At 58.9% G+C, this 13,779-nt stretch carries 14 protein-coding genes; 6 read left to right on the top strand and 8 right to left on the bottom strand.

Annotated elements, in window-relative coordinates; translation table 11 throughout:
• Positions 1 to 97: 97 nt before the first annotated feature.
• Both ACH518_RS02950 and mtgA read left to right on the top strand, forming a co-directional pair.
• Positions 98 to 2,491 (top strand): TonB-dependent siderophore receptor, encoded by a 2,394-nt coding sequence (locus tag ACH518_RS02950; RefSeq protein ID WP_445371809.1) that lies wholly within the window; start codon positions 98 to 100, stop codon positions 2,489 to 2,491.
• A 623-nt stretch (positions 2,492 to 3,114) separates the two neighbouring features.
• On the top strand, positions 3,115 to 3,897 hold the full coding sequence (gene mtgA / locus ACH518_RS02945) for a monofunctional biosynthetic peptidoglycan transglycosylase (protein ID WP_445371808.1): 783 nt from the start codon (positions 3,115 to 3,117) through the stop codon (positions 3,895 to 3,897).
• A 12-nt stretch (positions 3,898 to 3,909) separates the two neighbouring features.
• Here mtgA and yjgA read toward each other — a convergent pair whose 3' ends face one another.
• Genes yjgA through ACH518_RS02920 form a run of 5 tightly spaced genes read right to left on the bottom strand, consistent with a single transcriptional unit; the run spans position 3,910 to position 7,588 of the window.
• Positions 3,910 to 4,572 (bottom strand): ribosome biogenesis factor YjgA, encoded by a 663-nt coding sequence (yjgA, locus tag ACH518_RS02940; protein ID WP_140913482.1) that lies wholly within the window; start codon positions 4,570 to 4,572, stop codon positions 3,910 to 3,912.
• 1 nt (position 4,573) lies between these two features.
• Entirely contained in the window at positions 4,574 to 4,756 is a 183-nt protein-coding gene (locus tag ACH518_RS02935) for a hypothetical protein (protein WP_140913483.1), read from the bottom strand.
• A gap of 28 nt (positions 4,757 to 4,784) precedes the next feature.
• Positions 4,785 to 5,372: a phosphoheptose isomerase gene (locus ACH518_RS02930; RefSeq protein ID WP_054763367.1), complete on the bottom strand. Its 588-nt coding sequence runs from the start codon at positions 5,370 to 5,372 to the stop codon at positions 4,785 to 4,787.
• Positions 5,373 to 5,375: 3 nt separating this feature from the next.
• A complete protein-coding gene (locus ACH518_RS02925; RefSeq protein WP_445371807.1) occupies positions 5,376 to 5,744 on the bottom strand; it encodes a YraN family protein in 369 nt (122 codons plus the stop codon).
• The gene (locus ACH518_RS02920) at positions 5,744 to 7,588 is read right to left on the bottom strand and encodes a penicillin-binding protein activator (RefSeq protein ID WP_445371806.1); all 1,845 of its coding nucleotides are present in this window, start codon (positions 7,586 to 7,588) and stop codon (positions 5,744 to 5,746) included. The genes ACH518_RS02925 and ACH518_RS02920 overlap by 1 nt, the downstream gene beginning before the upstream one ends.
• Before the next feature lie 20 nt (positions 7,589 to 7,608).
• Between ACH518_RS02920 and rsmI the strand changes: the two genes are divergently transcribed.
• Positions 7,609 to 8,460, top strand: coding sequence for a 16S rRNA (cytidine(1402)-2'-O)-methyltransferase (gene rsmI, locus ACH518_RS02915; protein ID WP_278210322.1), 852 nt, complete (start codon positions 7,609 to 7,611; stop codon positions 8,458 to 8,460).
• A gap of 60 nt (positions 8,461 to 8,520) precedes the next feature.
• Here rsmI and ACH518_RS02910 read toward each other — a convergent pair whose 3' ends face one another.
• Genes ACH518_RS02910 through ACH518_RS02900 form a run of 3 tightly spaced genes read right to left on the bottom strand, consistent with a single transcriptional unit; the run spans position 8,521 to position 11,199 of the window.
• On the bottom strand, positions 8,521 to 9,075 hold the full coding sequence (locus ACH518_RS02910; RefSeq protein ID WP_445371805.1) for a DUF2058 domain-containing protein: 555 nt from the start codon (positions 9,073 to 9,075) through the stop codon (positions 8,521 to 8,523).
• Positions 9,076 to 9,128: 53 nt separating this feature from the next.
• A complete protein-coding gene (locus ACH518_RS02905) occupies positions 9,129 to 10,349 on the bottom strand; it encodes a hypothetical protein (protein WP_445371804.1) in 1,221 nt (406 codons plus the stop codon).
• Positions 10,350 to 10,353: 4 nt separating this feature from the next.
• Positions 10,354 to 11,199 (bottom strand): outer membrane protein assembly factor BamD, encoded by an 846-nt coding sequence (locus ACH518_RS02900; protein WP_445371803.1) that lies wholly within the window; start codon positions 11,197 to 11,199, stop codon positions 10,354 to 10,356.
• Between the two features lie 83 nt (positions 11,200 to 11,282).
• Here ACH518_RS02900 and rluD point away from each other — a divergent pair, with 83 nt between their 5' ends.
• Genes rluD through ACH518_RS02885 form a run of 3 tightly spaced genes read left to right on the top strand, consistent with a single transcriptional unit; the run spans position 11,283 to position 13,772 of the window.
• Positions 11,283 to 12,233, top strand: coding sequence for a 23S rRNA pseudouridine(1911/1915/1917) synthase RluD (rluD, locus tag ACH518_RS02895; protein ID WP_140913489.1), 951 nt, complete (start codon positions 11,283 to 11,285; stop codon positions 12,231 to 12,233).
• Entirely contained in the window at positions 12,214 to 12,942 is a 729-nt protein-coding gene (gene pgeF, locus ACH518_RS02890; RefSeq protein WP_445371802.1) for a peptidoglycan editing factor PgeF, read from the top strand. Before rluD ends, pgeF begins: the two co-directional genes overlap by 20 nt.
• A complete protein-coding gene (locus tag ACH518_RS02885; RefSeq protein WP_445371801.1) occupies positions 12,939 to 13,772 on the top strand; it encodes a ZIP family metal transporter in 834 nt (277 codons plus the stop codon). The genes pgeF and ACH518_RS02885 overlap by 4 nt, the downstream gene beginning before the upstream one ends.
• Positions 13,773 to 13,779: the final 7 nt, after the last annotated feature.

Genomic DNA, 13,779 nt, shown 5'->3' with positions numbered 1-13,779 from the left:
GCTGCTAGTGCGTCAAAAGCAGTATCAGCCATCCGATAACAACCTTAGAGGGAAATGCATGATCGTTAGAACCACGAAGAGATGCGCCGGCCGCGGATTGAAAAACCAGGTTGCGGCTTGGGCGCTGGGGGTTGGCCTTGCGGCTTCGCTGGCCCACGCCGACAGTGCCGCCCGGCCGTTCGACATACCGGCAGGCGCCTTGGCAACGGCCCTGAACCGGCTGGCCGAAAGCGCCGGCCTGCAACTGGTTTATGATGCCTCGATCGCCGCAGGCCTGAGCAGCCGGCCGCTACGCGGCAGTTACACACCGGAAGCGGCGCTGCAACTCTTGCTGCGCGATAGCGGTTTGAGTTACCGCATTGCCGAAAACGGCAACGTGGTGATCGAAAAACAGGCTTTGAATTACCGGCCGGACCCGGCCGCATTGCCGGCGGTCAACGTGGTCGGTAACAAGGCCTACGATCCGAACAATCCGTTCAACCAGCTATATGCGGTGCCGAACGCGTCCACCGCGACCAAGACCAATATTGCGATCATGGACACGCCGGTCTCGGTCCAAGTCGTGCCTCGTTCCATATTGAACGACCAGCAGGCGGTCCGCTTCGAGGATGCCGTGATCAATAACGTCAGCGGCGTGCAACGCGCCTACGGTACCGCCGATATGTACGAAAGCTTTATCGTCCGCGGTTTCGATTCCGGCGAACAAAACTACCGTAACGGCTTTCGGCGCTCGATGGGTAAATTCGACGTGTCGAACATGGAGCAAATCGAAGTGCTGAAAGGTCCGGCGGCGGTGCTGTACGGCCGCTTGCAACCCGGCGGCATGGTTAATTACGTGACCAAAAAGCCGTTAGCCACGCCGTATTACGCGCTGCAGCAGCAATTCGGCTCGTTCAGCGAATTCCGCACCACCGTCGATGCCACCGGGCCGCTGGATAGTGCAAAAACCCTGCTCTACCGCTTTAACGGCGCCTACGACAGCGGCGAGTCGTTTCGCGACATCGTCGATCACGAACGCATATTCATCGCCCCTTCGCTGACCTGGCGGCCGAACGACCGTTTCGAGGCCAACCTGGATATCGAAAAGCGTCACGACAACTATATGGACGATTACGGCGTGCCGGTGCTGGACAACAGGCCGGTGGTGGGCCGGCGCAATTTGTTCACCGGCGATCCGGCGTTTCGGCCGCGCCAGGACAACACGCTGGTTTACGCCGACTGGAGCTTCAAATTCAACGACGATTGGGCGATCAAGCATAAATTCCAGTGGGACGAAACCGATATCGTCTTCGGCGGACCGGGACCGAACGGCAAGCTGAATGCGGACGGCCGCACCTTGGGGCGCTGGGTCATTACCGGAACCTCCGAGCGCCGTTCGTATTCGACCAGTCTGGATTTGACCGGCAAATTCGAGACCTACGGCCTGAAACACAATGTGTTGGTTGGCGGCGACTGGTTTTTCTTCAATCAGGACGCACCGGACAATATGTTCGCGTCCAGCGATTGGGGCGATCCGATCAATTCGACCTTCGATATCGACAACCCGCGCTATGACACGATCGATGTCGCCGCAGTCAACGCAATCCGGCCCAACTGGTTCTGGCGCGAGCGCGACGATTGGTACGGCGTCTATTTTCAGGATCAGATCACGCTCTGGGATAAATTGCACATCATGGGCGGCGGCCGCTACGACATGGCCGGTTACGGCGGCTTCGGCGGCACGTCCTGGGAAGCCACCAAGGACGGCTTCAGCATGCGCCACGAGGACAAATTCACGCCGCGGGTCGGCATCCTGTACCAGCCGTGGGACTGGTTGTCGGTCTACGGCAATTACGTCGAATCCTTCGGCAGTAACAACGGCCGCAATGGCTTGACCGGCGGTACTTTTCAGCCGCAATCGGCCGAGCAGTACGAAATCGGCTTCAAGACCGAGCTGTTCGATAAACGCTTGTCGTCCACCGTGGCTTACTACCACCTGAAAAAAACCAATATGCTGACCGCCGACCTCAGCACGCCCGATCCGTTGGACCAGGTGGCGATCGGCGAAGCGCGCAGCCAGGGCATCGAGGTCGATATCAAAGGCCAACTCAGCGATAACTTCAGTCTGGTCACGACCTATGCCTATACCGACGGCCGGGTTACCAAAGACAACAACGGCACGGAAGGCAATCGTCTGTTGAACGTGCCCGAGCATCAAGCCAGCCTGTGGGGAAGCTACCAATTTACCGAGCATTTCAAGGCCGGCCTGGGCGGCGTAGTGGTCGGCAAACGCGAGGGCGACACCGCCAATAGCTTTCAGTTGCCCGGTTACACCCGGCTGGACGCGATGGCGGCTTATGTGCAGCCGATCGGTAAAACCCGCCTGACCGCGCAGGTCAATGTCTATAACTTGCTGGACAAGGAATATTTCACCGGCTCTACTTCATGGATACCGACGGCCAACGTCGGCGCGCCGATTTCGGCGATGGGCTCATTGAAGCTGGAATACTAAGTCGTTCCTAGCCTTCCTCATTGCCGTTTCCGTAGTGGCGGGGGCGGCACTTTTTTCTGCGCCACGGCTGTAAGCCTGCAACACACCGGCGCAAGGCCTAGCGCTGCTTAGCCGGCTGACAATGGGATTGACCGCGGAGGTGTTTTTCGGTGCGGTTTGCACCAGAGTGAAAACCAAATTTGGCTCGGCGTGGGGCCGAATTAATCAGAAAAGAGACCATCCTTGCCTGGATAGAAGTGTTTCGTCCACGCTTCTATCCAGGTATTCCCTGGCGTCGTTGTTTTCCATGTTCACGGGGGAGAGAACTTAACATCCTTGATGCCGCAATTTATATAACACTATTCGTGCCAGTTTTGTTTGTGCTTGATTTTCTGTGTGGCCGGCGGATCGGAAGCACGTAAATCAATCTAATCTATGTTAAATGCCATAAATAACGCCAAAATTCAGGCGATTTGCCACACTTCTCTGCGCTCGGTCTGCTTGGTCGCGCCCTAGCGGCTGCGGATCGCCGCAACGGCGACCGAATTTGTTGCACTTTTTTGGTGCCGGTGCGCTGTTTCGGATTGTCGGAAGGGAAAGCGCATGTGCGCTGTGCCGACCGGGATTCGCTATGCCACTGAATCGTGGATAATACCCAGCCTGTTGATTATCTGGCATCGCTTGTGAACCACTTTCGTCATCCGGCACGCTATCGCTTTCCGTCTCCACGCCGGTCCAAGCCGACTCTCAGTTGGCCCAGGCGCTTGAAACGTCTGGCAAGTGTCGCAGTGTGGTGCTTTTTGGCCAGTTCCCTGTTGCTGGTCGCAGCGCTACGGGTTTTGCCGGCGCCGACCTCGGCCTTCATGCTGCACCAGCATATTGACGATTTGGCCGAAGGCAGGGCTTATCGGCCGATCGATCAGCATTGGGTCGGCCGCGAGCGGATTTCGGCGCATGCCTTTCATGCCGTGATCGCCTCTGAGGATCAGTTGTTCTACCAGCATAACGGCTTCGACGTCGATGCGATCGGCAAAGCCTTTCAGCAATATTTACGCGGCGGTAAATTGCGCGGCGCGAGTACCATCAGCCAGCAAGTGGCGAAAAACCTGTTTCTGAGCCCGGCGAAACACTTCGTGCGCAAGGGCTTGGAGATCTGGTTTACCGTACTGATAGAGGCGCTGTGGGACAAACAGCGGATTTTGGAGGTGTATCTGAACATCGCCGAATTCGGCGATCACCTGTTCGGTATCGAGGCCGCCAGTCGGCATTACTTCGGTATTCCGGCCCGGCAGTTGTCGGCGGCGCAAGCGGCATTGCTGGCCGCCACGCTGCCGAATCCGATCTTGCTCAAGGCCGACCAACCCAGCGCTTATGTGCTGAAACGGCAGAGCTGGATTCTCGGCCAGATGCGAAACTTGACCGACTGAGAGATCGGTGGATCAGTCCGAATCGTCTTCCTGCTCTGCCGCGTCGGCTGCGGCGGAATGGCCGGTGTCGCTGATCAATTGTTTCAGGTATTTGTAGAGCAGGCGCGCCGACTTCGGCGGTTTGGCGTCCTTGGCTTCTTTCAGCGCGTTGCGTTGCAGTTGGCGCAGATGCTGGGTATCGGCCTCCGGAAATTCGGACACTAACTGCGTTAACGCGGCGTTGCCGGCTTCGCTCAGCAGTTGGTCGCGCCAGCGCTCGGCCTGGTGGTGTTCGCGCACGCCGTGGGCGCTGCGGTTTTTCAAGCGCGCCAGCTTTTCCCGGATCGCGTCGACATCCAATTCGCGCATCTGACCGGTGATGTACTTTAACAGGCGCTTTTTCGCCGCATTGCGGCCCATCTTGCCGGCGTCGCATAGCGCTTTCTCGATGTTCTCCGGCAATTCGAACTCGGCGATGTGGGCCGGTGCCAACGCACTGATTTCTTCCGCCATGGCGAAAATCGCCGCAATCTCTTTTTTGATGCGGGTCTTGTTGGGGCGGACCGCGTAATATTCGACTTCGTCCTCTTCCTCGACTTCGTCGTCGTAGGCAAATTGGGTGCGGTCGTCGTAGCCGTCGTCCTCGAAATCGTCTTCGTCTTCGAATTCTGCGTCGTCGTAATCTTCGTGTTTCATGTCAAACCATCGATATTAAAAACAGGACGAACATTGCCACCGCAAGCAGCGGCACGATCACCCCCGGCCAATCGGACGGACTGTTTTTGCTGCGCTCTATCGCGGCTTTGACGCCGGGTCGCATCCAGAACAGGATCAGCAGGGCCAAGAGACCCAGCAGCAGATTTTCCCAGGGTGATTCCATAACGTGTTCGCCAGTCGGGTCCTGCGGCTTAGCCGCCGAATAATTGGTGGTCGATCAAATCGCACAGGCAGTGCGAGATCAGTAAATGCACTTCCTGAATCCTGGCCGTCGAATCGGACGGCACCCGGATCTCGATATCGGTCTCGTTCAACACGCCGGCCAGAGCGCCGCCGTCCTTCCCGCTCAAGGCGATGACGGTCATGTCGCGATCATGGGCGACTTTGACGGCCTTGACGATATTGCCGGAATTGCCGCTGCTGGTGTAGACCAGCAGGATGTCGCCGGCCTGACCCAGCGCCCGCAATTGTTTGGCGAACACTTCGTCGTAGTGGTAATCGTTGGCGATGGAAGTGATGGTCGAGGTGTCGGTGGTCAAGGCGATCGCCGGTAGCGCCGGCCGTTCGCGTTCGAAGCGGTTCAGCATTTCCGAGGAAAAGTGCTGGGCGTCGCCGGCCGAGCCGCCGTTACCGCAGGTCAGCACTTTCCGGTCGTTGACCAAGGCTTCGACGATTTTCTGCGAGGCGAATTCGATCAGTTCGCACAAGCTGGCCATCGCATTTTGCTTGGTTTGAATACTGTCGGAAAAATGGGCGATGATGCGGTCTTGTAAGCTCATAGTTCAGGTTTGAAACGCGTTTTTGATCCAATTGAGGCGGTTATCGCCGGAGATTGCCACGACATCGAAACGGATCGCGCAATGGCTCAGGTTGTTGATTATGACATAGTGTTGCGTGGCCGCGACGATGCGCGCCTGCTTTTGCGCGGTAATACTGGCCAACGCGCCGCCGAATTGCTCCGATTTGCGGTAGCGGACTTCGACGATGACCAGCACGGCGCCGTCGCGCATCACCAGATCCAGCTCGCCGTACTTGCAGCGGAAATTGCTGCAGACCAGTTGCAGGCCTTGTTGTTGCAGGTGGGTGGCCGCCCTTTGTTCGGCGCCGGCACCTTTCTGCAGATGGGCCGGTTTGGGTTTGCCGAACAGCATTATTCGAGGTAAGCGGCCGCAGCCGGTACGCCGGCCTTGAATTCGGCACAGGCCAATTTGCGGGTAATGCGGTTTTCGCCGTTTAAAGATAAACGGCCGGTAGCGCCGGGATAAGACGCGGTACCCAGTTGGCCTAATTGACCCAATACGTTGAAGGCATCGACACCCAGCGCCACCAGTTTGATCTGGCTGTCGCTCAGGCCTTGCCAGGCGCTTTGCAACGCCTGCTGGCTGAGCGGTCCGCCGTAGACCTCGCCGAATAGCCAGGGTACATCGCAAAACGTGATTTTGCCCAAATCGGTATCTTTGGCCGGATTGGGGCGGCCGCTGTAGATGTTGGGCATCGCGTAAACCGCAAGCTCGCTGCTTTGGCTATAGCGCAGTTGTGGCGCAATCTCCCGCGCCTGTTCCGGTCCGGCGCTGATGAATACGGCCAAAGTCTGTTTCGCGCCGGCGGTATTCACGCTCGGCGCCAGCAGGGCTTTGACCACGGCGCTGAAGTCGCGCGATTTCGGGTCGTAACTTTGTACCCCAAGCACGGCGCCACCAGCCGCTTGCCAGGCCGACATCATATAATGGCGGATACGTTGGCCTTGCGGCGTTTCCGGGGTCAACAGTACGGCGTTCTGTAAACCGTCGCGGCGAGCCTTCAATACCAACTGTTCGGCGTCGTCGATCGGACTCAGGCCGAATTGGTAGAGGTTGGCTTTGCTCAGGTTCTCAACATGGTTCAAGGCCAGCACCGGCACGCCCAGGTCGCCGCTGTCGGCCAGAGTCTGAATCTGCTCCTTCACCAACGGGCCGATCACCTGTTTGGCGCCGTCGGCGACGGCTTGTTTGTAGAGCGCGACGATGTCGCCGCTGTCGCTGTCGTAATATTTCAAGGCCGGTTGCGGCGCGGCACTGGCCGCCAGGCGATAGGCGGTGGCCAGGCCGTTTCTGATCGCCTTGCCGGCCGCCGCATACTGGCCGGAATTGGGCAGCAGCACCGCGATCAGCGGGCCGCTGGCCGCAGTCGCCGCCGGTTGCGGCGTTTGCTGGTCCGGCTCGGGCGCGGCTTCTGCGGCGACGGCCGGCGCGCCGTTCAGATAGGCTTGCAGGTAGTCGGCATTGGCCGGATGGCCGGGAAAGGTTTGCTTCCATTGCTGGATTTGGCCGGCGCTATCGAAGCCGGGCATATTGCGCTGTTTCAGAATTTTGGCCAGCGCCATCCAGCCGCTCAATTCGTCGGCGACCGAGGCGGTCGTGCTCAGGGTTTCGCTCGGCAACACGCTGAGGGCGTCGAGAATGGCGATGATGTTTTGCTTTTGCCGGTCGCGGTCGGTCAACAGCCGACCCAGCTTCAACCGCATCCGCACGCCGGCCAGCACATCGCCGAGCAAGGACTGGGCAAAAGCCATCGACTGGTAATAGGCGATCTGGTCCGCTTCCGCCAGCACCGCCGGCCTTACCCCTTCCAATTTGCGCACCGCGGTTTCGGCATCGCCCATGCTCAGCGCAATCTGGCCGTCGATCAGTTTGTATTTACTGGTTTGTTCCGGATTGAGTTCGGCCGGGTTGACTGCGTCCAGCGCCTGGCGGGCGCCGGCACTGTCGCCGGCTTGCAGGCGGGTATCGGCATCCAGCAATCGCACTCCGCTGCGGCTGTCTTGCAAGCGGTAGCTGCGCGCGGCAGCCGAGGCTTCCGCCGGTTTCGGCCGTTTGGCGCTGGCCGGCGGCTTGACTTCGAATTGCGGTTTGCGGGCCGGCGGTTCCCCGGCACAGGCGCTGAGCAGCAGCAGGCCGAAAAAACAGCAGCTCGGCAAGCGACGCGGCATAATGGCGCCCAGTTTAGATGCGGACATGAGAGGGCCTGGAAAAACAAATGTACGGAAAATTATACGTGGTTGCCACGCCGATAGGTAATCTGGCCGATTTCAGCTTCCGGGCCTTGGAAGTATTGAAACAAGTGGATCTGATCGCCGCTGAAGACACCCGGCACGTCAAGATGTTGCTTTCGCATTACGGTGTCAACAAGCCGCTGACCTCCTTGCACCAACACAACGAGGACAAAGCCTCGCAAGGGCTGGTGGAGCGGATGCAGCAGGGCCAATCCGTCGCGCTGGTCTCCGACGCCGGCACGCCGATCATCAGCGATCCGGGGCTGCCGCTGGTCAAACTGGCCCGCCAGCACGGCATCGAGGTAACGCCGATACCGGGCGCCTGCGCCTTGATCGCCGCATTGTCGGTGGCCGGGTTGCCGACCAGTCGTTTCAGTTTCGAGGGTTTTCTGCCGCGCACCGGCTCGGCCCGGCGCGAATTTTTTCGAGACAAGCTGGCCGACGAATCGACCTGGGCCTTTTACGAGTCCAGCCACCGGATTCAGGCGGCGCTGGAGGACATGTTGAGCGTGTTTCCGGCAGACCATCGCATTGTCGTGGCGCGCGAAATTACCAAGTTGCACGAAACCATCGCCGACGGTAGCTTGAGCGAGGTGTTGGCGCGAGTGCAAGCCGACGAAAACATGCGCAAAGGCGAGTTTGTCGTCGTGGTTGCCGGCAGCCCGCCGGCGGAAAAATCCGATTTGATCAGCGACGAAGAGCGCCGAATATTGGCGTTGTTGCTGCAGGAATGTTCGATCAAAACTGCTGTGGCGCTGGCGGTGGAGATCACCGGCCAGCGCAAGAAGCCGCTATATCAGGCGGCATTGGCGATGCAGGGCGAAAGCAGCGACTGAGAGTCGGCTCAGTTATAGCGACCGCTGGAGGCGGGCGATGATCGCTTCTCGGCTAGCGGGCTACCACATCAAATCGTCCGGAATCTGATACGCCGCGTAAGGGTCGTCTTCCACGGCAATGTCGTGGTTGGCGTCATTCAACACCACCACGCTGGCCGAATCGCGTTGCTGGATTTTTCGCGCCACTTCGGCCGGGACGATTTCGTAACGGTTTTCCGTTTTGGCGATGCCGGCCCGGCCGCTGCTCAAGGCGTCGCGGACTTTTTCGGAAACATACAGGGTTTTGACTTTGTTGACGTCGGTAAAGTTATAGGCCACGCCGTTGGCGTCCTGGGCAATGCGGTTCAAGTCGACGATTTGCTTGATCTGCGCCGCCAACGCTTTCTGTTCTTCGGCCAGCTTGCGTTGCCGGTTCAATTCCCGGTCGCGTTCGGCCTGTTGCTGGCGCAATTGTTCCGCGCTCAGTTTCACTTCGTCGACAATCTCGACGCCGTTATTGCGTTCCAGTTTGGTTTGCTTGCGCTTTTCGGCTTTGACCTGCTTTAGTTTGGCGTCGTTGGACAGGCCGGATTTCAACAGTTGTTCTTGCAGCGACAAGGTTTGCGGTTTTTTCATGGCTAACGGGCGGAAATGGACGGGAAAAACGCCGGCAGCATAGCACAAAGCGCTTATTGGCCCAGCATCTTGCCGGTGGCGTATTGCCACCAATTCAGCGGCTTGGTTAGCGGCCGATCGCAGCGGTCGTAGCCCTGGTATTCGATGCCGCGGAAAATGTCGTCGCGCAGCCAGCGGTAAGCGGCCGGCGCGCTTTGTTGCAGGCGTTCCGGAATCAACACGTATTGCGCGACCAGTTCCGCCAGCTTTTCCTGGGTGTTGCCGTCGTAGCGGCCCTGATTGACTTCACCCAGATATTCGAACGCTTCGAACCATTTCGACGGCCACAGCGCCAACTGGGCCTCGGCGATGATTTTCATGATCTCGGCGTCGTTGGAAATCTTGTGGTACTTGTAAAAGAAGTAGAGGTCGTCCTCGCCGTTCCAGAAATGAAAATTGTCGATGGTATGGGCGATCTCGTGCACCACGATCGGCAGCCGGAAATCGACCAGATACTGCACGCCGATGTCGCGGTAGCTGCCGCCTTCCTTGCCCTTGTCGAAGGCCTTGACGGTAAACACGATCAGATTCTGGCCGCTGAACACCTGGGCCACGGTCTGCGAGCGAAAACCGATGCCGGGTACCAGTGTCAACGGATGGGTGTGGTCCTGCCAAATACTGTTTTTGTAATCTTCCTGAAACGCGTCGCGGATCAGTTGCTGCATCGCCGTGGGCTTGTCGGCGATTTCCTGTTCCAGTTTGTCCACCGGCTTGGCCTTGCTGATGCTTTGCCGCAGAAAGGCCGGAATCTTGCGGATGGCTTTTTCGAAGATGCGCAGATGGTCGGCGGAGAAGCGCTTCACTTCGTAGCGATAGTCGTCGCTGTGCTTGACCACGGTTTTGGTATCGTAAAACAGGGCCAGCGCCCGCCAGGCGGCTTCGCGGTCGCCCCAGTATTTTTCCAGCACGCACAACTCGCCGGCGGCGTTACCGGTGCAGTCTTCGCGGTAATCGGCCAGGTCGTCCAGGTGGTCCTGGTTTTTATGGTCGGTCAATACTGCGACGGCCTGGCTGCGCAGGCGGGGATGTTCGGCTTCGTAGAACCGGATGATGTCGGCCAGCGCCGCGGTTGGGGTGTATTGCTGTTGGCTGGTCGCGCACAACAGTTCGTTGGTTTGCGACAGCGGGAAGAAGCGGTTTTGAAACAACGGCGGCGGCGCTGCGCCGGCGCCGGCAGCGTAACCGAGCAACAAGCCCAGCCCGCCGCATCGGATTAAAACGGATAAAGCGCTCAACCGCTTATTGGTCCAGGCCCATCGCATCCCAAAGTTTTTGAATTGCGCCTTCATCCTTGTAGTTGCCTTGCGGCGCACCGTTCGGGTAGTTCAGTTTAAACACGCGTTCGGCGTCGGCGGCCAGTTCATCCATGCCTAATTGGCGATAGCCGTCCTGCATGATTTGCAGCGCGAACGGTACTGCCGGGGTACGCTGATATTCCTTGACGATGTAATTGGCGCGGTTGACGGCAGCGATGTAGGCTTTGCGCCGCATGTAGTAATCGGCGACGTGGACTTCGTACATCGCCATGTTGTTGCGCAGCGCGACCATGCGCAGCTTGGCGTCGGCGGCGTATTCGCTATTCGGATAGCGGCGGATCAGTTCCTGGAAGTTGTCGTAAGCGTCTTTGGCCGGGCCGGGATCGCGTTGCGAGGAGTCGGTCGGCAAAAAGCGGTCGATAAAGCCGATGCCGCGGTTATAGTTGATCAAGCCTTTCAAATAATAGGCGTAATCGACTTTCGGATTGCGCGGATGGATCTTGATGAAGCGGTCGGCGGCGGCAATCGCGGCTTCCGGATCGTCGTTCTTGTAGTAAGCGTAAGCGACGTTGAGTTGGGCTTGGGCGGCGTAGTCGCCGAAGGGGTAGCGCGATTCCAGCGCTTCGTAAAGCGTCACCGCCTTCGAGTAGTTTTTGTTGTCCAGCGCTTCCTTGGCTTTTTCATGGAAGGTTTTGTCGTCCCAGCCGGCGTATTCCTCTTCCTTCTCGCTGGACGAGCCCTTGCCGGAAAATGCTTCCAAGGTTTCGCACGCTGGCAGCAGCACGATCAGGCTGGCGGCGAAAACGGTTTTTACTAAAACTAATCGCATACGTTTATCAACACGTTGTAATATTGTTGGTTTTTTGCGGCATTTGGCAGCATTTGGGCCGCGAGTATAACTTAAAAACGACTATGACGATATTGACGGCAAGGGTTCCCGAGGAACTGGCGGGTATGCGGCTGGACCAGTGTTTGGCCGAGGTGTTCCCCGATTATTCGCGCAGTAAATTGCAAACCTGGATCAAGGCCGGCCGGGTGCTGGTGGACGGCGAGGTCATGAAGGGCCGCGAAAAGCTGGACGGCGGCGAAGAAATCGAACTCGACGCGGAAGCCGAGCGGGTTATCGAATATGCCGCCCAGGAAATTCCGTTAGACATTAAGTACGAAGACGCCTCGCTGCTGATCGTCAACAAGCCGGCCGGTCTGGTCGTGCATCCGGCGGTGGGCAATTGGGACGGCACGCTGGTCAATGCCTTGTTGAACCATGCGCCGCAACTGGAAACTCTGCCCCGCGCCGGCATCGTGCATCGGATCGACAAGGACACCAGCGGCTTGCTGATGGTGGCCAAGACCTTGCAAGCGCACAACAGCCTGGTCGAACAACTGCAAGAACGCACCATTCACCGCGAATATCTGGCCTTGGTCAAAGGCTGGATGACCGCTGGCGGTACGGTCAATGCACCGATTGGCCGCCATCCGGTGGACCGCAAACGCAATGCGGTGCGGCGCGACGGCAAGGAAGCGATCACCCATTATCGGCTGGAGCAGCGCTTCAAACGCCACACCTTGATCCGTTGCAAACTGGAAACCGGCCGCACCCACCAGATCCGGGTGCATATGGCCCATATCAATTATCCGCTGGTTGGCGATCCGGTCTATGGCGGCCGCTTTCAAATGCCGGCCGATTGCGGCCCGGCCCTGGCCGAAGCGTTGCGCAATTTCAAGCGCCAGGCCCTGCATGCCGCCAAACTGGGTTTGGAACACCCGGAGACCGGCGACTATTGCGAATGGGAGCAAGAGCTGCCGGAGGACATGGCCAATCTGATCAAGTTACTGGGCGAAAATGAACTGGATCAAGCCTGATTGGCCGTTGCCGGCCAATGTGCGGGCGGCAGTCACGTTGCGTAGCGGCGGCGTCAGCATCGGCGGCTACGCCAGCCTGAATCCGGCCGGCCACGTCAACGACGATCCGCAACATGTGCAGCGTAACCGGCAGATCATCCGCGAGCTGCTGGATTTGCCGGCCGAACCGGTCTGGCTGCAACAGGTGCACGGCATCGATGTGGTCAAGGCCGACCAAGTGCAGGGCCTAGCGACCGCCGATGCCAGCTATACCGACCGAAGCGGAGTGGTCTGCGCGGTGTTGACCGCCGATTGCCTGCCGGTATTGTTTTGCGGCGACGGCGGCGAAAAAATCGCCGCGGCGCATGCCGGTTGGCGCGGCTTACAGGCCGGGGTGATCGGCCAGACCCTGCACGGCATGGTTTGCCGCGAGGTCTCGGTCTGGCTGGGGCCAGCGATCGGCCCGCAGCATTTCGAAGTCGGCACCGAGGTGCGCGAGGCGTTTTTGGCCGACGACGCCCACCACGCGTCAGCGTTCACCGCCCATGGCCCCGGCAAATGGCTGGCCGATATTTACCAACTGGCGCGCCGGCAACTGGCCGGGCTGGGCGTGGAGCGGGTGTTCGGCGGCGATTATTGCACCGTGGCCGATCCGGCCCGATTTTACTCCTACCGCCGCGACGGTGCCGCCACCGGCCGCATGGCCAGTTTGATCTGGAGAGTTTCTTGAGCGTATTGCTGTTTATCGTTTTGTTTACCGCATTGGGCGGGGTTTTGAGCGTACTGGCGGCAGCCGTGTTTTTGCTGTTGCCGGAAGCTCAGCAAAAAAACGTGTTGCCGCACGGCATCAGCTTCGCCATCGGCGCGTTGTTGACCGGGGCATTTTGCGGCTTGATCCCGCATGCCTTCGAGGAAGTAGAGCCGCAACAATTATCGACGCTGTCGGCGACCATCCTGGCCGGCATTCTCGGTTTTTTCGTGTTGGAAAAACTGCTGGTCTGGCGCCACTGCCATTCCAACGCCTGCGAGGCGCACGGCGAAGATTCTCACGACGACCACCACCATGGCCACAGCCACGGCGCTCAAGCCGGCCACCGGCCGGCCGGCATGTTCATCATCCTCGGCGACGGCATTCATAATTTCGTCGATGGCGTGTTGATCGGCGCAGCGTTTCTGACCGACGTCCAGCTCGGCATCGTCACCAGCCTGGCCGTGGCCGCCCACGAAATTCCGCAGGAAGTCGGCGATTTCGCGATTCTGCTGCACAGCGGCTACCGCCGCGGCGAGGCCTTGTTTTACAACATCCTGGCCAGTCTGGCCACGGTGATCGGCGGCGTGCTGGCCTATTTCAGCCTCGGCGATTTGCACGACGTCCTGCCTTATTTTTTGACGCTGGCCGCGTCGAGCTTTATCTATATCGCCGTGGCCGATCTGATTCCGTCTTTACATCAAAAGACCGACATCAAAACCTCGCTGCAGCAGATCGGTTTTATCCTGGCCGGTGTGGTGTTGATTCTGGTGATGCAGGGGATTGCCCACCGGTTCGAGGGCGTCGCTTAGTCATTCT

This window comes from Methylomonas sp. HW2-6, assembly GCF_052474525.1.
This window is presented reverse-complemented; position numbering and strand designations above follow the sequence as displayed.